This is a genomic window from Nonlabens tegetincola (assembly GCF_002117085.1).
Taxonomy (GTDB): domain Bacteria; phylum Bacteroidota; class Bacteroidia; order Flavobacteriales; family Flavobacteriaceae; genus Nonlabens; species Nonlabens tegetincola.
Map to the genome: position 1 here is coordinate 638,626 of NZ_CP019342.1, position 20,437 is coordinate 659,062.

The 20,437-nt window shown below is 33.5% G+C and carries 18 protein-coding genes; 14 read left to right on the plus strand and 4 right to left on the minus strand.

Annotated features, from left to right (window positions below; translation table 11 throughout):
* Positions 1-22: 22 nt before the first annotated feature.
* From BST91_RS03205 to BST91_RS03215, 3 genes are read right to left on the minus strand one after another with little or no spacing between them, the layout of a single operon-like run.
* Complete coding sequence (locus tag BST91_RS03205) at positions 23-547, minus strand: DUF4252 domain-containing protein (protein ID WP_085774426.1); 525 nt, start codon at positions 545-547, stop codon at positions 23-25.
* 32 nt (positions 548-579) lie between these two features.
* Positions 580-1,041: a hypothetical protein gene (locus tag BST91_RS03210; protein ID WP_052510321.1), complete on the minus strand. Its 462-nt coding sequence runs from the start codon at positions 1,039-1,041 to the stop codon at positions 580-582.
* Positions 1,038-1,547, minus strand: a complete 510-nt coding sequence (locus tag BST91_RS03215) for an RNA polymerase sigma factor (RefSeq protein WP_042278480.1) — start codon at positions 1,545-1,547, stop codon at positions 1,038-1,040. Before BST91_RS03215 ends, BST91_RS03210 begins: the two co-directional genes overlap by 4 nt.
* Positions 1,548-1,755: 208 nt before the next feature.
* Between BST91_RS03215 and BST91_RS03220 the strand changes: the two genes are divergently transcribed.
* From BST91_RS03220 to BST91_RS03235, 4 genes are all read left to right on the plus strand, one after another.
* Positions 1,756-3,165 carry a S41 family peptidase gene (locus tag BST91_RS03220; protein WP_244895682.1) on the plus strand — a complete coding sequence of 470 codons (1,410 nt, stop codon included), beginning with the start codon at positions 1,756-1,758 and terminating at the stop codon, positions 3,163-3,165.
* 13 nt (positions 3,166-3,178) lie between these two features.
* Positions 3,179-4,474, plus strand: coding sequence for a hypothetical protein (locus BST91_RS03225; RefSeq protein ID WP_157546879.1), 1,296 nt, complete (start codon positions 3,179-3,181; stop codon positions 4,472-4,474).
* Positions 4,475-4,547: 73 nt separating this feature from the next.
* Positions 4,548-7,679 (plus strand): VPS10 domain-containing protein, encoded by a 3,132-nt coding sequence (locus BST91_RS03230; RefSeq protein ID WP_085774429.1) that lies wholly within the window; start codon positions 4,548-4,550, stop codon positions 7,677-7,679.
* On the plus strand, positions 7,672-7,905 hold the full coding sequence (locus tag BST91_RS03235; protein WP_085774430.1) for a hypothetical protein: 234 nt from the start codon (positions 7,672-7,674) through the stop codon (positions 7,903-7,905). The genes BST91_RS03230 and BST91_RS03235 overlap by 8 nt, the downstream gene beginning before the upstream one ends.
* A 139-nt stretch (positions 7,906-8,044) precedes the next feature.
* Here BST91_RS03235 and BST91_RS03240 read toward each other — a convergent pair whose 3' ends face one another.
* Positions 8,045-10,450, minus strand: coding sequence for a M43 family zinc metalloprotease (locus BST91_RS03240; RefSeq protein WP_085774431.1), 2,406 nt, complete (start codon positions 10,448-10,450; stop codon positions 8,045-8,047).
* A gap of 401 nt (positions 10,451-10,851) precedes the next feature.
* Between BST91_RS03240 and BST91_RS03245 the strand changes: the two genes are divergently transcribed.
* From BST91_RS03245 to BST91_RS03290, 10 genes are all read left to right on the plus strand, one after another.
* On the plus strand, positions 10,852-11,979 hold the full coding sequence (locus BST91_RS03245; RefSeq protein WP_085774432.1) for a tetratricopeptide repeat protein: 1,128 nt from the start codon (positions 10,852-10,854) through the stop codon (positions 11,977-11,979).
* A gap of 161 nt (positions 11,980-12,140) precedes the next feature.
* On the plus strand, positions 12,141-12,629 hold the full coding sequence (locus tag BST91_RS03250; RefSeq protein ID WP_244895683.1) for a histidine kinase: 489 nt from the start codon (positions 12,141-12,143) through the stop codon (positions 12,627-12,629).
* Between the two features lie 58 nt (positions 12,630-12,687).
* Entirely contained in the window at positions 12,688-13,236 is a 549-nt protein-coding gene (locus BST91_RS03255; RefSeq protein ID WP_085774434.1) for a LytR/AlgR family response regulator transcription factor, read from the plus strand.
* Positions 13,233-13,430 carry a LytTR family DNA-binding domain-containing protein gene (locus BST91_RS13510; protein WP_085774435.1) on the plus strand — a complete coding sequence of 66 codons (198 nt, stop codon included), beginning with the start codon at positions 13,233-13,235 and terminating at the stop codon, positions 13,428-13,430. The genes BST91_RS03255 and BST91_RS13510 overlap by 4 nt, the downstream gene beginning before the upstream one ends.
* Positions 13,431-13,532: 102 nt before the next feature.
* Positions 13,533-13,853, plus strand: coding sequence for a hypothetical protein (locus BST91_RS03265; RefSeq protein ID WP_085774436.1), 321 nt, complete (start codon positions 13,533-13,535; stop codon positions 13,851-13,853).
* Positions 13,854-13,906: 53 nt separating this feature from the next.
* On the plus strand, positions 13,907-14,377 hold the full coding sequence (locus tag BST91_RS03270) for a hypothetical protein (protein ID WP_085774437.1): 471 nt from the start codon (positions 13,907-13,909) through the stop codon (positions 14,375-14,377).
* Positions 14,378-14,584: 207 nt separating this feature from the next.
* The gene (locus BST91_RS03275; protein WP_157546880.1) at positions 14,585-15,406 is read left to right on the plus strand and encodes a hypothetical protein; all 822 of its coding nucleotides are present in this window, start codon (positions 14,585-14,587) and stop codon (positions 15,404-15,406) included.
* A 171-nt stretch (positions 15,407-15,577) separates the two neighbouring features.
* Complete coding sequence (locus tag BST91_RS03280; RefSeq protein WP_042278285.1) at positions 15,578-17,431, plus strand: DNA topoisomerase IV subunit B; 1,854 nt, start codon at positions 15,578-15,580, stop codon at positions 17,429-17,431.
* Between the two features lies 1 nt (position 17,432).
* Positions 17,433-17,657: a hypothetical protein gene (locus tag BST91_RS03285; RefSeq protein WP_085774439.1), complete on the plus strand. Its 225-nt coding sequence runs from the start codon at positions 17,433-17,435 to the stop codon at positions 17,655-17,657.
* Positions 17,658-17,732: 75 nt separating this feature from the next.
* Entirely contained in the window at positions 17,733-20,417 is a 2,685-nt protein-coding gene (locus BST91_RS03290; protein ID WP_085774440.1) for a DNA gyrase/topoisomerase IV subunit A, read from the plus strand.
* Positions 20,418-20,437: the final 20 nt, after the last annotated feature.

Genomic DNA, 20,437 nt, shown 5'->3' on the forward strand with positions numbered 1-20,437 from the left:
TACAAGAGGTGTTAATTGTGTTTTACTCCTGAGTGGCTTGTTCAATCTGTTTTTGTCCAGGAACATTAAGCTTTTCAGTGATTTTTGAAACTTGATCTAGATCTAGGTCACCAGTGATAACAAGAAATACGGCATTTGGTTCATCGCTATTTACATTATTGATAAGCATTACCAATTCGCGTATTTTTTTATCAGAGCTACCCTTGCGCATGTGGAATGTAAATAATTGACCATCCTCTTTAACATGCATCAATTTAACTAGCTTTTTTGATTCGATGTATTTATTTGCCATTGTGGCCATACGAGTAGCACTTTCTGGATTATCAGTAGCATACACACGTAATTCAGTAAGCTTATCTATCATCTTTTTCATCTCCTTAACCTCTTCATCTTGGGAATTAAAGTCAATGTTTGCAATTAGGCCAAACATTTCACTCGTTACCACTGTTTCTGATGTGTTTTTAAGATTACCCATGGCATCTAGGTTTTGAGCAGTTGTGTAGGTTACACTTAGAATAAATACTGCTAGGTATAATAACTTTTTCATTGTTGTACTTTTTTTGTGATTGTGATTGTTTTCTATTTTACTAATTGTATAATGGGTTCTGTTTTTTGATTAACATGTTTAACAGGTGCCAGTTTACTTTTTCCTTTATTAAATTTTTCACTGACTAATTTCAGTGCATCCATTGTTGCAGCATAGGCCTCTTCTGGAGATTCGTAAGTTCCTAAATCTGCTTTTTGATTATAAGAATAAAACCCAGCGCCAACTGCTATTAGAAATGAGAATCCTGCGGCGATTGCTAGACCTTTCCAATTAGAAAAGCCTGTTTCATTACTAGTTGAATGTGCTGGTATCGCTTTCGCGAAAGCGTCAAATTCAATAACCTCTTCTACAGCATCATCTTCAAAAGTTTTGAACATGGCAGAATACATTTTGTGTTCTGGAGCTATATCATTTGAATTGAAATAGTCTCTCAATTGCTGCTCCTCGGTTAAAGAGGTATTGCCTTCCCAATATTTTTGTAATAATTCGTTCATGCTATGTCTGCTTTAAAATGAGACTCTAATTTTTCTTTGAGCATTTTACGAGCTCTACTCAAACTTACTCGAACAGCTGTTGATTTCATTCCCATTATTTGTTCGATGGATTCAAAATCATACTGTTTAATATCTCTTAATTCCAGAATCGTTTTATACTGTTCTGGTAGTTCTTTAATCATTTTTTGTACCAGTTTAACCTGTGCCCGTCGTTCTAATTCTTCTTGAGCATTACGTTCATCATACTCATAATTGTTATGAACAATTTTAAGATGACTGGCCTGTTTACTTTTAAGTCTATCTAATGAATAATTACGAGTCATTTGCATGGCATAAGCCTCTTTATTATTGATAGAACTCAAGCTGTCTTTTTTCTCCCAAAGCTTTACCATTACTTCTTGTACGGCATCTGCAGCCTCATCAGAAGAGCTTAAAAGTCTTTTAGCGAGAAAGTACATTTTGTTTTGTACTTCTTTAAAAGTATTTACAAAAGTTGTTTGGTTCATTGTTGTGGTTCTATTATCATGACGAGGACCTTCAAACATTGTTACAAAATGAAAATAAAAAAAATGTAAATTATTGAAAGATAGATTGTTGATTTTGTAATGATAGGTGGTTTCAAGTAAAATTAGGTGAAATATACAGGTTCAAGGAGAAATTTATGGCAATGTTTTTGTGATTACTTTTACTTACATTTACTACAAATTGATGAGAATGAATATTAAAAAGCTTTTGATAATACTGGTATTGGCAGTATCTGTAACTGCGTGTTTTGATGACAACGATGATGTTTTTGCCAGTGGCAATACGGTTAAAAATTTTATTTATCGAGGTATGAACGCTTTCTACTTATACAAAGCCGATGTGCCTGTTTTAGATAACGATCGATTTGCGACGGTAGCAGACCTAGAAGAATATCATGCACAATTCCCAACGCCAGAATCCTTTTTTAATTCCTTGATTTTTGAACCAGAAAATGTAGATAAATTTAGTGTCATTTTTGAAGATTATGTAGTCCTACAAAATGTGTTATCAGGCCAAAATTTAAGCAATGGAATGGAATTTGGTCTCGTGGCCGAAGATGTTAGTGCATCCGACATCTTTGGTTATGTAAGATACGTTCAGCCTAATTCTGATGCCGATTTGCAAGGTGTGACCAGAGGAATGGTTTTTAACGGGATAAATGGCATACGACTTACACGAAATAACTTTCAAACCTTATTGTCGCAAGATTCTTACAGTATTGACCTGGCTACATTATCAGGTAGAACGACAACATCAACTGGAAATTCAATCGCATTGAATAAACAGGTACTTCAAGAGAATCCTATTTTATTATCTAAGGTCATAGATCAAGGATCCCAAAAAATAGGCTATTTGATGTATACTAGTTTTCTATCCCAATTTGATGAGGATTTAAATAATGTATTTGCTAATTTCCAAGCTCAAGGTGTTACACATTTAGTATTGGACTTGCGATATAATGGTGGCGGATCGGTCAATAGTGCGATCACTCTTGCTAGTATGATATCTGGTAACCCAACTAGTGATGTTTTTTCAACCGAAGAATGGAATCCAGATGTACAACAATTTTTTCTAGATAATAATCCAGAACGACTTACTAATTTCTTTAGACGTACAACTATTAATAACAACGCATTAAATACACTTAATCTAGACAAGGTACATATAATTACCACAGGTAGCAGTGCTAGTGCGAGTGAACTTGTCATAAATGGATTAGACCCTTATATAGATGTAGTTCAAGTAGGTGACGATACAGCAGGTAAATTTCAAGCCAGTATTACTTTATACGACAGCCCAGATTTTTCATTTAATAATGTTAATCCTTCTCACAGGTACGCCATGCAACCTTTAGTTTTAAAAAGTGTTAATAGTGCAGGAGTGACAGATTATTTTGATGGTCTTGCTCCTGACATCAGATTACTTGAGGATTTTGAAAATTTAGGTGAATTAGGTGATGAAAACGAGCCTTTATTAAAAGCATGTTTAGATGATATAGCTTTAAATGGAAGATTACAAAATAGAACTAGTCAACCTGAATTCCAACTTATAAGTGATAGTATGGACTTTAAGCTATTGGGTAATGATATGTGGAAATAAAATGAATAATACTGTGAATTTTACCAAATTTCCAGTTTACCTAATTATAATCGTTACATTTTTCTCGTCTCAGATTAATGCTCAAAAGCTATACTTCGATCAGTTTGGTGAGGCGTTGACGAAAAAAGAGTTTAGGAAATTAAAGCGTAAGGGTAGTGATAGCTTACTTGATATAACCAGTATGGATAATCAAGTGAATGAATTACGACTGAGACGAAAAATTGTAGAGGTCTCCAATTTTAATGAAGAAATTAATACTATAAATCAAATCACAGGAAATAGTTTTGATACTGAGCAGCCTTTAATAATTCTTTATTATCCAACTATTGAAGAGGCAACCCTAGTAAGGGATGAATTACTAATTTCTAAACATTGGTACACACGAGAATATGCTATTATATTCAGAGAGATAAATAAATCCTTGGGTAATATTCTAATTGTTGCTGGGCCTAATCCGTTTAATATAAAACTACCAGGAATATATAATGATGATTTAAATTACTTTAAGTACACTTACTTCAATTCTAAAATAAGTACTGCGTCATTTTTTTATCTATCAGAAGAAAACTCGTTTATTGAACCTGTAGATTTTATGATTACTTATGCTTCTCTTAATCAAAGGAAATGGATAAGTATTAAAGATTATAAACCTGTAAAAAATGATTCTGTGACCGAGGAGATTGTAACAGTAAATAACTTGTTACAGCCTACAAAAGTTCCTAAAACTAATCAATTGGTAAAAAAGATTGAGTACTTTACACTCAATCAAACTAAAGTATTTAAGGTGATACATGAAATGGATGAAGTAAAAACCATTGATACGGTATTGCGTAATAATCTGGCAGATTATTTATTTGATATCTCAGGCCAAGTAGTAGAGCGTAATGATACCATAGTAATTGATTTTAATAAATACTATACGTACCAAGATTACAGTTTAATATATGAGATAAAACGCCGATTAAAAAGAACGGTAGAACGAGAGGATAATCAAAAATATTTTCATGTAGTTGAACCAGGTTCTCTATACATACCAGAAGAAGGATATTATGATTTTGAGGATAATATTAGAAAAACTTTTTTACCTGAATATTCTAATCATTTAGGTAGTTTAATAGTCATTTTCCCAGATGGTAAAATGACCTTAAGTAATAGTGAGGAATTTGAATTTGATATCTATGATCTGTTAGATTACGAGAAATTTAAACGAACTAGAGAAAGATGGTATAAATCCAATACGTCAATGGGAATCGTTACTCCTAGTGTGCAAGAACCTCGAAAGCAATTCAATCCTGCTTTATTAAATTAGTAGCGTTAACAAGTTTTTAATGATTTCTTTTTGTCATTCGTTTGTATTTTAGTGCTCTTAACTAAAATAACTCATGAAACGTATTCTTTTATTTTGCTTTTTGGCAGCGGTTATGATCACCAATGCACAAGAAGTAAACCTTGATTTATTCAAAGATTTAAAACCTAGAAATATTGGCCCAGGTGGAATGTCTGGTCGTGTAACATCTATTGATGTTGTTGAAAATCAACCTGAAATAATTTATGCAGGTACCGCTAGCGGTGGCTTATGGAAAAGTGAAAACGGTGGTGTAGCCTGGAATCCTATATTCGATAATGAAAAAACAGCCTCTATAGGAGCTGTTGCTGTACAACAAAGCAATCCTAGCGTAATATGGGTAGGTACTGGTGAAGGTAATCCTCGTAATAGTTTGAACGGTGGTTATGGTATTTACAAATCACTAGATGGTGGTAAAAGCTGGACTTGTATGGGGCTTGAAAAAACTCGCCACATCCATCGTGTTATCATAGATCCCACAAATCCAGATGTTGTTTACGCAGCTGCGATAGGTTCACCTTGGGGTGTTCATAAGGAGCGAGGAGTTTATAAAACTACCGATGGTGGTAAAAATTGGGAAAAAGTTTTATTTACCAATGAGTCATCTGGTGCTGCAGATTTAGTAATGGATCCTACTAATCCTAATAAACTAATAGCTGCTATGTGGGAACACAAAAGAGATCCGTGGTTTTTTAAATCTGGTGGATCTGGTTCAGGCTTGTACATCACACATGACGCTGGAAAAAATTGGAAAAAAATAACCGAAAAAGATGGTTTGCCTAAAGGAGACCTAGGTAGAATCGGTGTCGCTATAGCTCCTAGTGAACCTAATATAGTATATGCACTAGTTGAATCTAAAAAGAATGCTTTGTATAAGTCTACAGATGGAGGATTTAACTGGAAAAAAATAAATGATAAAAGCGATATAGGGAATAGGCCTTTTTACTATTCTGAGATTTATGTAGATCCACAAAATGAGAATAGAGTATATTCTATTTTTACTTACGTAAACGTATCTGAAGATGGTGGAAAAAACTTTACCCAATTAATGCCAGCTTACGGAGCAAATAATGGCGTTCATCCCGATCATCATGCTTGGTATATTCATCCTAAAAATGGAAAATTTATGCTTGATGGGAATGATGGTGGACTTAATATCACTTATGATAGAGGTAAAACATGGAGATTTATTGGTAATTTACCAGTAGCGCAATTTTACCATATTAACGTAGATAATGAATTCCCTTATAACGTATATGGAGGAATGCAAGATAACGGTAGCTGGCGTGGTCCAGCATATGTTTGGAGAGCTCAGGGAATTCGTAACAGTTATTGGCAGGAAATTAGTTTTGGTGATGGATTTGACGTTGTTCCAGATCCTGATAACAATCAATTCGGTTATAGTATGAGTCAACAAGGTTTTGTAAGTCGTTACGACTGGAAAACTGGAAATAATTACAGTGTAAGACCTACTCATCCTGATCCAGACGTTCAATTGAGATTCAATTGGAATGCAGCCATTAATATTGATCCATTTGATACCAAAACTTTATATTTCGGAAGCCAATTTGTACACAAATCAACCGATAAAGGTTTGACCTGGAAGGTAATATCACCCGATCTTACCACAAACGATCCAGAGAAACAAAAACAATCTGAATCAGGTGGTTTAACAATGGATGCAACAGGTGCCGAAAATCACACAACCATTTTAGTAATCGAACCTAGTGATGTTGAAAAGGATGTCCTTTACGTAGGAACAGATGATGGTCGAGTACACGTTACTAAAAATGGAGGAGAAAGTTGGACTGATATTTCAAAAGGACTAAAAGGTTTACCACAAGGTAGCTGGATTGCACAAATCAAAGCAAGTAAATCTAAAAAAGGACACGCTTTACTTATTGCAAACGATTACCGTCGTTTTAATTACGAGCCATACGCATACCGTACTACAAATTATGGTAAAAGCTGGGAACGTATTGTTGATAAAGACGATGTAGTAAGCTATACCTTAAGCATTATAGAGCATCCTGAAGAAAATAATTTGATGTTTCTTGGTACAGACGATGGTCTTTATGTGAGTTTTAATGCTGGTAAAAACTGGCAAAAATACACACATGGTTTCCCAACAGTTTCGGTTAAGGATATGGTAATCCATCCTCGAGAAAATGATTTGGTGATAGGAACCTTTGGTAGAGCAGCTTGGGTTTTAGATGATTTAGCTCCATTTATCGCTTTCGCGAAAGCGAACTCACAATCAAACATAGCTCTATTTGAACCACCAGTTGCGTATATGGCAAGATTTCAACAGCCTACTGGTAGTAGATTTGGAGCAGATGCGATGTTCCATGGAGAGAATAGAGATACTGGCGGTAGGTTCAAATACTACTTTAAAAAGGATCCAACCGTAGCGAAGGACTCCACAAAAACAGACTCCTTAATGCTTAAAATTTACAGAGGAGAAGAACTTATACGCACCTTGAAAAGAAAAGCTCCAAAAGAAGAAGGTATTTATTCATGGAGATGGAATCTTACAGAAAAAGGAGTTAATAGACCTTCAAAATCAGTAAGAAAGAGTACGAGAGAACCATCAGGATTAAGAGTTTTGCCAGGAGACTACAAGGCGCAACTAGTCTATAATGACGTTGTAAGTACAACCATGATAAAAGTCCAAGACGATCCTAGAATTACTGAATATACAGATGTTCATGCCAAAGAGAAATATGATGCTCTGAAAAAACTTGAACAATTAACGGTAAAAATTTCTGAGGTTACCGATAAATTGGCAGAGAATATTGAAAAAGCCAGCAACTTTAAATCCTATTTATCAAAATTAGATAAGGAGTCTTATAAAAACGAAATTGAGGCGACTGAGAAAATGGTAGATACATTGAAGAAGGAGCAAGAAAAATACTTTGGTAAGGTAGATAAACGCCAAGGAATTACTAGGAATCCCGAAATTACTGTTCTTAATAGACTGTATGCAGCTCAAAGTTATATAGGTAGTCGTCAAAGTTCTCAAACAGCTACAGAAGCTCAACTGTATGAACATGCAGAAAATGCAGTTGATAAAGCAGTTAAGGAGACTAAATCTCTACTTAATACTCACTGGCAACCCTACGTTCAAAAAATGAAGCAAGTGTCTATCGATACTTTTAAAAATGAGTAGTAGAAAAAATGTTACCTACTTTCTCGTAGCTTTAATAGGTAGCCTCACCTTTGGTTTAGCTCCTTTTATACCAGAACCTCATGTGGTTGGGAAATGGCGCTGGCTTTTAGGAGGAGCAAAGGGTATGAAGTTTATGGATTATTTCGATCTAATCTTACACAGCTTACCTTTCATTTTGTTATTGTTTATGACAATTAAATTGTTACCTATAAGAAGGAGAAACTAGAGAAACAAAAAAAAGCCGGTTTACAATTTGTAAATCGGCTTTTTTATTTGGTAGGTGATAAAAATCACAACACTTATTTAGGGTATAATAAAAAAAGGCTGCCTTCAAAAGGCAGCCTTTTCTTAAGCAATTAAATCATTTACTTTTTAACAAACTTACGTGAAACTGTTGTTCCATTTGCTTGAAGTTGTATGATATAAACATTAGGATTTAAATCACCAACGATTATACCTTCTTTCATCACAGCACCGCTTGCTACCTTGCGTCCTGTCAAATCGTATATTACATACGTAGATTGTTGATCTATACCAGTAGTAAATAGAATATCTCTTACAGGATTAGGGTAAACACTGATAGCATTTACAGGAATAGATACTTGTGAATTATTAGAATCTCTTGCTGTACCACATTCACCTAGATTAACCCATTGTCCAGGTTGTAATTCAAATAGGAAGTTCTGATAAACAACCTGATCACCTACTGAGTAGGAATTATTACTGTTGTAAGCAGGAACTCCATCACATTTGTCTGTTGACGCTGCGGCAGTTGTTATTCTTAAGTCATCAACAGCAATGTCACCTTGCCAAGATGAGGTTGTATTAACCACAAGTCGCAATTGTACATCCTGTCCTGCATAACTAGCTAGATCAATATTTGCTTGTCTCCATGCTGCTCCTTGATCTCCTTGAACGCTAAATATTGTGGAGTAAGCACCACCATTACTTGCATCCACTCTTAATGAACCTACAGCATTACCAGTCATTTGATATTGGAAAGAAAGTGTGGCATTTGATGTTGAAGTAAGATCAAAACATGGTGAGTCTAATGCTGCTACTTTATTAAAATTAGGATTAGATGCTTCTACATAAATATAGAAAGATCCTTGAGCAGCACCGCTAGGTCCTGTACTACTTGAAGGAGTTCCACCAGATCGTAAAGTCCAATCTAAAGAATCTGTATTATTTTGAGACCATTGTCCTAGAGTATTTTCAAATCCTTCTGAATATGGGAAGCTTGAAACACCGTTTGCACATCCAGAACCACCACCAGATGAACCACCTTCAGAAATAGATATAGCATCAACAGCAATGTCTCCTTGCCATGAATTTGTTGTATTAACTACAAGCCTTAACTGTTCTACATTAGAACTTAGTGTTGCATTAGCCGTTTTCCATGAAGCTCCTTGATCTCCAGATTGTGTAAAAAGAGTAGACCAGGATGAACTACCTGTATTCCTAGATTGTAATTCAAGAGTACCTACTGCATTACCAGTCATTTGATATCTAAAACTAACATCTGGTGAAGAACCAGCAGCAAAATCTAAACAAGGTGAATTTAAAATTGCAGTTTTATTAAAATTAGGGTCCGATGCCTCTACGTATACGTAAAAAGATCCTTCATCAGCACCGTTAGGTCCTGTGCTACTTGATGGAGTTGTGCCAGATCTACGAGTCCAATCTAGAGAATCACCAGTATCTTGAGTCCATCCACCAAGTGAACTTTCAAATCCATTTGAATAAGGGAAACTATCAATTGTACTGCTACATCCTGTATCACCACCACCAGATGGTGGTGTACATTTTGTAGACTGCGCTAGCGCAGCATGAAAACCTCCATTTAATAAATTGGCTCTCATACGTGCTTTTTGTCCAGCGGTAAACAAGTTCATACAAGCATCATCAGAATAATCCATGTAATTTTGGACCATATCAACAGATCCACAAGAAACACTACCAATTTGACAACCACCATTTGAGGCGTCAGACTCTGGTGTGTCTGCAACAAAATCATCGGCACCACAAGGTCCATCACCCCAAATGTGGCGCAAACCTAAAAAGTGACCTACCTCGTGAGTAGTTGTTCTTCCACCATCAAATGGTGCCGAAACAGCGCCTACACGCCCAAAATAATTGTATCCCATAACAACACCATCAGTTGCGCGGTTTCCACCAGGAAATTGAGCATATCCTAAAATACCTGGTCTACCATTGCTATTAAGAGCAGAAACAGTCCACATATTTAAATATTGAGTGGTATCCCAAGGGTCGGTACCACCAGTTGCACTACTTTTCATTCTATTTTGCGTGGTATTCCAAGATGTAACACTAGAAGCTTTACGGGTGATACCATTGGTAGGGTTACCATTAGGATCAACTTGTGCCAGACAGAATTCTATTTGCATGTCTGCTGCTTGTGACCATGTGTTATCTCGATCGCTATTAGTTCTTCTAAAATCCTCGTTGAGCACATCAATTTGAGATTGAATTTGAGCTTGACTTATATTTTGAGTAGCATTGCTATAAATCACATGAACAACAACAGGAATGGTTATAACAGCTCCATTCACGGCTTTTTGTTGAATTAAATCATTGGCTTTTTGTTGAATGTATCGTTCTTCTTTTGCGATTTTTTGGGCAAGGCTAGGGTCTTGTGCCATGGCATATTCCATATCATCATGTGTAGAACAGTCACGTTGTTGGGCCATGGCTAAAGTAGAGATTAGCATAAACAGAGCTAATACTCCAATTGAGTACATTTTCTTCATGTATAAATATTTAGGGTTAACATTTGAGCTCTGAATATAGGGATAAACTAATTATTTTATCAAAAATTAACTATTCATAGCATAATATCTATTTTTTTCTATGTAAACCTAAGAATATGATAAATATGGCTTAGTAGGTCGATAAACTGTATATGAAAAACTTAATAGGCTTAATGACAGATCGATAAGATTAGTGGTGTTAACAAATTAATTTTAACTTCGGTTACATTTAGTCTCCTTCCACCGATAATAATGGGCTTTATTACTGTAAAAGATTTTTATTCACAATAAAAGATAAAACTCTGTTAATTAATTACGCTTTCGCGAAAGCGAGGAAGCTTTTACCAATCCATATTAAAGATGTATACAGTATATTAGACTTCTTATTTATAAAGTTACCGGTGTCTATTTTTCTCAGAAGTTTAATTTTTCTTTTTGTAATTTTTATTTCTTGTAATAGTAAACATTCTTATAACGAAGATGTAAAAAGGATTTTTATTAAGAACCTTCAAGATTATAACGTAGGTAATCATAATTTAATAAAATACAATGATTCTTGTTTAGAAAATAATTTAATTTATGATCTTGACTCATCAATTGTAAAACAACATTATCTGCGTGCTGGAGAAGTTTTTTATAAGTCAGGAAATCTGAACAAGTCAAGAACTTCTTTAAAAAAATCTTTAAAATACAAATCCGAAATAACTCTGCTCGATGATTATAAAGCGATTAAACTTTTATTTGAAATTTATAATTCTAAAGATAATTATGCAGAGTCTTTAGCAATGATCAAGACTTTTTCCGAGATTCGTTATGATGACACCTCATTACACAGTTATTATGTGAATAGCTTATATCAGATTGTTTATACAAGATTAAATGAATTGAATATAGCTTTATCTTACAATAACAAAGCATATTTAAATGCTTTGGAAATAAAAAATGAGTATTTCAAGGTCAATACCTTAATTCACAAAAACAATATATTACAGCTCAGAAAGGATTATAAATCTGCTTCAGTTATCATTGATTCTCTACTAATATCTAATAATAATATCTCGAAAACAGAACGAGCATCATTACTGGGCGATTTAGGAGTTATAAAATTTTTTCAAGGAGACTACGATGACGCTATTAATAATTATAAACGTTCATTAGAAATCTACAAAGAATCTAATACAATAGAGTCAATTGAAAACAAAGCGATTCAGTACGCAAATATTGCAGAAGGTTATTTAAGAAAAAAGTCATACGATATGACCCGTGTGTATTTGGATAGTTTCTATAAATTGAATCAAATACATATTAGTAATCGTATAAGAAAAAATGTTTTAAAATATGAGATAGCTTTAGCTGGTAGAAATAAAATCAATGTAGATCATATTAATACTGTTGTGGATGAAAATATTGCTATTCAAAATAAATTTTATAAGGAAAAAATTAATAGAGAATTGAACGCTTTACAAAAAGAAAAAGAACAAAAACAAGCTCTCTTATTGGCAAAAAAAATATGGAAATTGATAATTTAGAAATTAAAAACAAACTAAGCCTTATAACATTTTTTCTTCTATTATCAATAACTTTAGGGTCTTTGATTTATGTTAGGAACAAAAAGGTTTATTTAGAAAAAAGTTTGTTAATGCAACAAAGACTTTTAAGATCTCAGATGAACCCGCATTTTACCTTTAACATGATTAGTTCTATAAGAAAGGAAATCAAGATAGATCCTAAAAATGCAACTCATCATTTAAATAAATTCTCTAGACTACTTAGGCTATCCTTAATAAATTCTACTCAAGAGTATGTTCCTTTATATGATGAATTAGAAATGGTAGAAAAGTATCTGGAATTACAAAATTTAAGATTCCCAAACTTATTTATTTACTCAATAGATTACATAGGTTTTAATCGATATGATTTAGTGAAAATTCCGCCCATGATAATTCAACCATTCGTTGAAAACTGCATTGAACATGGATTTAATAATATCGACTACTTGGGTCATATAAAAATTAGGTTTTCGAAGAACATTAATTATAAACCATTTCTACACGTTGAAATTGAAGATAACGGTCAAGGATTTAAAGATTTCAGTTTTAACGATAGCTCATTATCGTTTAATCTAATAAATAATTTTATTTATAAAATGACAAAAAACATATTTCAGTTACAAATCTAAATGATGGAAAAACCGGAACCTTGATAAGCTTTAACTTACCTATTAATTAAATTAAAATATGTTAAAAACCATTTTAATTGAGGATGAAACCTATATAAGAGATGAGATAAAAGAGCTTATTTCTATACACTTTCATAGTGAAATAACGATAGTGGCAGAAAGTGACAATGTTATTGAATCAATAAAATTCATAAATCAAATAAGTCCCGACATTTTAATTTTAGATATACAAATTAAAGGAGGTACTAGTTTTGATATTTTGGATAATGTTGATCTTCACGAATGTATAGTTATTTTTATAACAGCATATAATGATAAAGCAATAAAAGCTATTAAAATTGGAGCTTTTGATTATATTCTTAAACCTATTCTAGAAGAAGAATTCGTTACAAGTTTATCGTCGGCGATAGGAACTATATCAAAAAAAAAACGGTTTAATTCAAATTTCATGTCAGAAGTTTCAACTAATGAATTTAAAACAACTTCTGACAATCTTGTTCTAAAAACTGCTGATTCAATTTATTTAGTAAATTATGATGATATATTATTCTGTAGCTCAGAAGGTAATTATACTACATTTCATCTTACAAACAAGAAAAAATTATGATTTCTAAACCTTTAAAATTTGCCTTGAGTATTTTACCCGATAGTAAGTTTATTAGATGTCAGCAATCTTATATTGTGAACTTAAATATGATTGCGAGTTATAATAAATCAGGCTATTTGATTTTATTAAATGGTCAGGAAGTTCCAGTCTCTGGTCCAAATAGAAAATTAGTGTTAAATAGAATATTTTCATAAATGAATTTTAAGATTTATAATTTGAAACAATAAAAGCATAATTTGAAGTGAAGTAACATTAATCTATTTTGAAAATTATTTTTAAAAATTAAAGCTTTAGATATGAAATATTCAATTTTACTTATTTTATTTTTTTCTATAATCTCATGTCATCAAGATGAAACCTTATCATTAGATTATAACAATGAACAAAAGGATTTTTATACGTCTTCCAAAAGTGTCTATTTGTTTACTACTGAACAGGAACATCGAGAGTTTCTCAAGTTCAATTCTTGGTTAATTATTTCGTTCATAAAAAAACATCCTGTTCATCTACAGCATTTCCAAAATATGATCAATCCTGTGGATCATACTTTATCCATGCATTTGTTATACGATGAAACAATTAATGTTAATTTCTCTAAAGATTTCAAAAATTTTTAAATGAAGAATTAGTATTTTTAGATTGTATAGGACCTAGACCAGATGTAACTAATGTGCCTCCTCCAATTGGCGCAGATTCTATATACAATAAATCCGGTTTAAATTTTAGTCCTGCTGATCCTCAGATATGGATTAATAGATACATTTATGAAGATCATAAGCTCTATAATTTAGTTAATGATACTGAATTGTATTTCCCTAATGGTATTTCTCAACCTGATTTAACGGATATCATTATTTTAGGTCATCCTTTAGACAATATTCCTGTGGGTGAAGGTCTTATGGTTTATTCTACACCAAGAGAAGCTTTTTACGGGTATCAATCAGGAACTGGAAATATTGTTACTAAGTTATGTTACGGAGATATTGTGATGGTTTCCTATCAGAATTTACAAGAGAATATACCTATAATATTATCGAGGCCAAAAAAAAGTATACCGCAAAATGCTCTCCATTTCTATATCAATTATGATATTACGAATTTTCTAAAACCAAATAATAGTGATATTTCAATAGATTTTTAAAATTAAGTATCAGAAAGCCGAGATGAAATTCTTGGCTTTTTTTATAAATGAAATAACAAACGAGAAATATGAATCATTTTTTTAAAGATATGAAATTCTCTAAAAATCTATTTAAGTAAGTTATAGGTTTGAGCTGTAATCAAATAAAAGGTTACCGTGTTTACTGAAAAACGAAAGAGTAAGTATTAATAAATTAATTAATTAAATATGAAAAAGCGAATTTTAATTTCAATTACTTCAATGTTTATTTTCACTCTAACATTTATTTCTTGTAGCTCAAATTTTGAAACCGAAGAAGATATGTTATCAATGATTGAAGAAGGTTCAAGTGTTTATGCTGAAACCCAAAAAATTTTAAACAATAACCCAAATTTAATTCTTGATTCTAATGGACTCATAGTGCTTCCGATTTCCGAAAGTTCTGATATTTCTAAAAACCCTCTACAAATTTCCGCGGTTATAATACCATCTCAAGAGTGTGACGGTGATTCGAATGGTTTCATTTATCAATATTACGCTACTGCAAATAATATTAGTTTTAATGATAGATTAGTAAAGATCGCATTTATTAGGGATGGGTTTCCTTTCTTTATAAGAGAGGTCACTATACCTTCAGGCTCTTATAATTCAGATTTAAAACAGTTTAGTTGGTATTCCACTATCACGATAGGTGATATAGATACAAATGTTTTAGAGGTTCACGCTCTTGTTAATTCTCCAGATTTAAGTATTGATCCTAATGGTAATTTTGCTAACAAACTTAATGTTACAAGTAGTTATCAATTGATCCCATTAACTAATTTAAATATAAACAACTGCATATTAACAACACCAGTAGGTGTAGTTCCAGATTATCCTGTTTTTGGAGGAGGAGGAGATCAGGATATGAGTAGCTTCAAGCCATGTGACTGTGATAATGATGGTATACCGAATTATCTGGATAACGATGACAACAATAATAATATTCAGGATTCTTTTGAAACTAATTTTGCAGGATGTACTCAGATGATGGTCAATTGTGAAGATTAAATAGTGATAAAGGATAGAAAATCTTTAAACCCATTCTATTGCTGTAGAATGGGTTTTTTATATTGGGTTATTCACAATAAAAGATAAAACTCTGTTAATTAATTACGCTTTCGCGAAAGCGGAATAAGCATTACAATTAGTATATTTCAAGCTACTACAGATAGATGGGATATGGCAGAAAACGTACAATATACTGAGGATAATATCAGGTCATTAGACTGGAAGGAACACATAAGAATGCGTCCTGGGATGTATATCGGTAAACTGGGTGATGGATCTAGTGCCGACGATGGTATCTACATCCTACTGAAAGAAGTTATTGACAACTCAATTGATGAGTATGTGATGGGTGCAGGAAAAACTATCGAGGTGTCCATTCAAGGTGAACGTGTTATCGTGCGTGATTATGGACGTGGGATCCCACTAGGTAAGGTGGTTGATGTTGTCTCAAAAATGAACACTGGTGGAAAATACGATAGTAAAGCCTTTAAAAAATCTGTAGGATTAAACGGTGTAGGTACTAAGGCAGTGAACGCTCTTTCCACTTATTTTAGAGTTGAATCTACACGTGATGGGAAAAGTGCAAGTGCCGAGTTTGAAAGAGGTGAACTTACCGACAAGGATTTTCTTGAAGAGACATCAAGACGTCGAGGTACCAAAATGACTTTCGTTCCCGATGGTGAAATCTTTAAAAATTTTAAATTTAGGCCTGAGTATGTCTCTCGCATGCTTAAGAACTACGTGTACTTAAATCCAGGTTTAACCATTATCTACAACGGAGAAAAATATTTTTCTGAACATGGTCTAAAGGATTTATTAAGTGAAAAAATTACCGAATCCGATAGGCTGTATCCAATAATACACTTGAGAGGTGATGATATTGAGGTAGCTATTACTCACAGTAAAACACAGTATAGTGAAGAATATCATTCTTTTGCAAACGGTCAAAATACCACCCAAGGTGGAACGCATCAAGCTGCTTTTAGAGAGAGTGTAGTAAAAACTGTGCGTGAGTTTTATGGGAAAAACTATGATGCGAGCGATGTTAGAAAATCCATTGTAAGCGCTGTGGCTATTAAGGTGATGGATCCTGTTTTTGAATCTCAAACTAAAACTAAATTAGGTTCTACAGAAATGGGTGGAGACTTACCAACTGTTAGAACTTTCATTAACGATTTCATTAAAACGTATTTAGATAATTACCTGCACAAGCATCCAGAAACTGCTGAGGCTCTTCAAAAGAAAATTATACAAGCAGAAAGAGAACGCAAGGAGCTTTCTGGTATTCGTAAACTAGCTAGGGATAGAGCTAAAAAAGCTAGTTTGCACAATAAAAAACTAAGGGATTGTAGAGTACATCTAGGAGATACTAAAAAAGAAAATAATCTCGATAGTACTTTATTTATAACGGAAGGTGATTCTGCAAGTGGATCTATAACAAAATCACGTAACGTAAACACACAAGCGGTATTCTCATTACGCGGGAAACCATTGAATTCTTACAACATGAGCAAAAAAATTGTTTATGAAAACGAAGAGTTCAACTTGCTACAAGCTGCACTCAATATTGAGGATAGTATGGAGGATTTGCGTTATAACAAGATTGTCATTGCAACTGATGCCGATGTGGATGGTATGCATATACGTTTGTTATTGATTACTTTTTTCCTACAATTTTTTCCTGAATTAATTAAAAAGGGGCACTTGTATATTTTACAAACACCTTTATTTAGAGTTCGTAATAAAAAAGAAACAAGGTATTGTTACACACCAGAAGAACGAGCTGCCGCACTTATGGAATTAGGTAAAAATCCAGAAATAACTCGATTTAAAGGATTAGGTGAAATCAGTCCAGATGAGTTTGTTCATTTCATAGGCGAGGACATGCGATTGGATCCAGTGATGCTAGACGATGGTATGAGTATCGATGATTTATTGAAGTTCTATATGGGTAAAAACACTCCAGATCGTCAAGAATTTATTATTGACAATCTTAAGGTAGAAATGGATGTGATAGAAGAGTAGTATGATTAAATTCAAACATGTTATAATCGCAGCTGTGATAGCCGTTCTACTTTTTTTAATAGGAAGCACGTTCAAAATATTACACTGGGCGTTTCCTTATGGAAATGGTAATTATTTAGGTGGTGAAGACTTAATTGTACTATCAACTGTTATGTGGATCATATCGGGTACTTTTTTAATAATAAAAGCCTATAAATCTAAAGGTGATCACTTTTTCAATAGATGAGGATGTATTGTATTTTTAGTAAGAACATACAAATAAAACAACAGTTAACTAATAGCAGATAACTGAAACGAGTAAATGAGCGAAGAACACGAAGAACTAGAGCATTTAAACAGTAGCAATCAAGAACAGCATTCTACTGAAACTATAACCAGAGTTACAGGAATGTACAAGGAATGGTTTCTTGATTATGCAAGCTACGTGATATTGGAACGCGCTGTACCAGCTATAGAGGATGGTTTTAAACCAGTACAGCGACGTATAATGCAATCGATGAAAGATTTAGACGATGGGCGGTACAACAAAGTAGCCAATATCGTAGGACATTGTATGCAGTACCATCCTCATGGTGATGCCAGTATAGGTGATGCTATGGTGCAAATTGGTCAAAAGGACCTTCTTATAGATATGCAAGGTAACTGGGGTAATATTTTAACTGGTGATCCTGCAGCAGCTTCTCGTTATATTGAAGCTAGACTCTCAAAATTTGCTCTTGAGGTATTGTATAATCCTAAAATTACGGAATGGCAATCTAGTTATGATGGTAGGAGAAAAGAACCTATAAATTTACCAGTAAAATTTCCATTATTACTTGCACAAGGTGCTGAAGGTATTGCGGTAGGTTTGAGCACCAAAGTATTACCTCACAATTTCAATGAGCTCATTGATGCTAGTATCAAGCATTTACAAGGAAAAAGATTTAAAATTTATCCTGACTTTCCAACAGGCGGCGAGGCAGATATTTCAAATTATAACGATGGTTTAAGAGGCGGTAAAGTGAGAGTGCGTGCCAAGATGCACTCGCCTGAAAAAAACACCATCGTAATTACAGAAATACCATACTCAACTACTACAAGTTCCCTTATTGATTCTATTTTAAAGGCAAATGAAAAGGGGAAAATTAAAATTAAACGTATAGAAGACAACACTGCTGCACAAGTAGAAATCGTGGTTCATTTACCTAGTGGTTTATCACCAGATAAAACCATGGATGCTCTTTATGCCTTTACAAATTGTGAGGTAAGTATTTCACCATTAGGCTGTGTAATTGAGGATAATAAACCACTATTTATTGGTGTTTCTGATATGTTGCGTCGTAGCGCAGATCATACTGTTCAATTACTTAAGTCAGAACTTGAGATATTATTGCATGAGGTTGAAGAACAATGGCACTTTGCTTCTCTAGAAAGAATATTTATTGAAAATAGAATTTATAGAGATATTGAAGAGGAAGAAACTTGGGAAGGAGTAATTAGTGCAATCGATAAAGGACTTAAACCACATATTAAACACCTAAAGCGTGCAATAACCGAAGAGGATATTGTCAGGTTAACTGAAATTAGAATTAAGAGAATTTCAAAATTTGACATTGATAAAGCACAACAAAAGATTCAGGCTCTAGAAGATCGCATTGCAGAACTTAAACATCATCTAGAACATTTGATTGAATTTGCCATAGATTACTTTACTAAACTCAAGAAGGATTATGGTCAAGGTAGAGAACGCAAGACTGAGCTGAAAAACTTTGAGGATATAGTAGCAAGTAAAGTAGTTATTAGAAACACAAAACTATATGTTAATAGGGAAGAAGGTTTTATAGGTACAGCTCTTAAACGAGATGAGTATGTATGTGATTGTGCAGACATTGATGACATCATAGTATTTACAAAAGATGGTACGATGATGGTGACAAAGGTGGATTCCAAAACCTTTATAGGAAAAAACATAATCCATGTCGCTGTATTTAAGAAAAAAGACAAACGTACCATTTACAACGTTATCTATAAGGATGGTAAGTCAGGACCTAGTTATATAAAAAGATTTGCAGTGACTAGTGTGACACGAGATAGGGCTTACCCTATGGGTAAATCAGATAAAGGTTCTGTAGTTCATTATTTCAGTGCAAATCCTAATGGTGAAGCTGAAGTTGTTACAGTAAACTTAAGACAGCAAGGCAGTATTAAAAAGCTTAAATGGGATATAGATTTTAGTGAAATCCTCATTAAAGGAAGAGCATCTAAAGGAAATCTCGTAACTAAGTATAACATTAAGAAGGTCGAACTTAAAGAAGAAGGTGTAAGTACACTTAAACCTAGAAAAATTTGGTTTGATGATACAGTACAGCGTCTTAATGTAGACGGTCGTGGTGAATTACTAGGTGAATTTAAGGGAGAAGATCGTTTACTTATTATCAATCAAAAAGGTATCGCAAAGACTATTATTCCTGAGGTAACTGCTAGATTTGATGATGATATGGTAGTCCTTGAAAAATGGGAGCCTAAAAAACCTATTAGCGTTATCTATTATCACGGTGAGAAGGAATTATTTTATATCAAAAGATTCCTTATAGAAAACCCAGAACGAGAAGAAGGTTTTATTCCAGATGTACAAGGATCCTATCTGGAAGTTATATCTACTGATTATCGCCCTATGGCAGAGCTGGTTTTTAATAAGCCTAGAGGTAAAGAACAGCCGCCTAATGAAGAGGTTAATATTGAGGAATTTATCGCTGTAAAAGGCATAGGAGCTCAGGGTAATATGCTTACTAAATCTAAAGTGAAACAAATTAACTTATTAGATGCGTTACCCTATGAGGTACAGGAGGAAAATGAAAGTGAAAATGATGAAATAACCACCTCAAAAGAACATCTTGAAACGTCACAACAAACTGATGCTAAAGATGAACCTACGACCAATAAGTCTGAAGATAATAATCTTCCAGAACCACCGGTGGATGATACGGGACAAAGTAGTCTGTTTTAAATTACGCTTTCGCGAAAGCG

Bases quoted from the DNA above. Each gene is read 5' to 3' on its own strand.
- BST91_RS13510 (WP_085774435.1), top strand. From the start codon at position 13,233: ATGATTTCTAAACCTTTAAAATTTGCCTTGAGTATTTTACCCGATAGT.
- BST91_RS03210 (WP_052510321.1), bottom strand. From the start codon at position 1,041: ATGAACGAATTATTACAAAAATATTGGGAAGGCAATACCTCTTTAACC.
- BST91_RS03220 (WP_244895682.1), top strand. From the start codon at position 1,756: ATGAATATTAAAAAGCTTTTGATAATACTGGTATTGGCAGTATCTGTA.
- BST91_RS03230 (WP_085774429.1), top strand. From the start codon at position 4,548: ATGAAACGTATTCTTTTATTTTGCTTTTTGGCAGCGGTTATGATCACC.
- BST91_RS03205 (WP_085774426.1), bottom strand. From the start codon at position 547: ATGAAAAAGTTATTATACCTAGCAGTATTTATTCTAAGTGTAACCTAC.
- BST91_RS03215 (WP_042278480.1), bottom strand. From the start codon at position 1,547: ATGAACCAAACAACTTTTGTAAATACTTTTAAAGAAGTACAAAACAAA.
- BST91_RS03290 (WP_085774440.1), top strand. From the start codon at position 17,733: ATGAGCGAAGAACACGAAGAACTAGAGCATTTAAACAGTAGCAATCAA.
- BST91_RS03280 (WP_042278285.1), top strand. From the start codon at position 15,578: ATGGCAGAAAACGTACAATATACTGAGGATAATATCAGGTCATTAGAC.
- BST91_RS03250 (WP_244895683.1), top strand. From the start codon at position 12,141: ATGATTAGTTCTATAAGAAAGGAAATCAAGATAGATCCTAAAAATGCA.
- BST91_RS03235 (WP_085774430.1), top strand. From the start codon at position 7,672: ATGAGTAGTAGAAAAAATGTTACCTACTTTCTCGTAGCTTTAATAGGT.
- BST91_RS03285 (WP_085774439.1), top strand. From the start codon at position 17,433: ATGATTAAATTCAAACATGTTATAATCGCAGCTGTGATAGCCGTTCTA.
- BST91_RS03255 (WP_085774434.1), top strand. From the start codon at position 12,688: ATGTTAAAAACCATTTTAATTGAGGATGAAACCTATATAAGAGATGAG.
- BST91_RS03240 (WP_085774431.1), bottom strand. From the start codon at position 10,450: ATGAAGAAAATGTACTCAATTGGAGTATTAGCTCTGTTTATGCTAATC.
- BST91_RS03265 (WP_085774436.1), top strand. From the start codon at position 13,533: ATGAAATATTCAATTTTACTTATTTTATTTTTTTCTATAATCTCATGT.
- BST91_RS03275 (WP_157546880.1), top strand. From the start codon at position 14,585: ATGAAAAAGCGAATTTTAATTTCAATTACTTCAATGTTTATTTTCACT.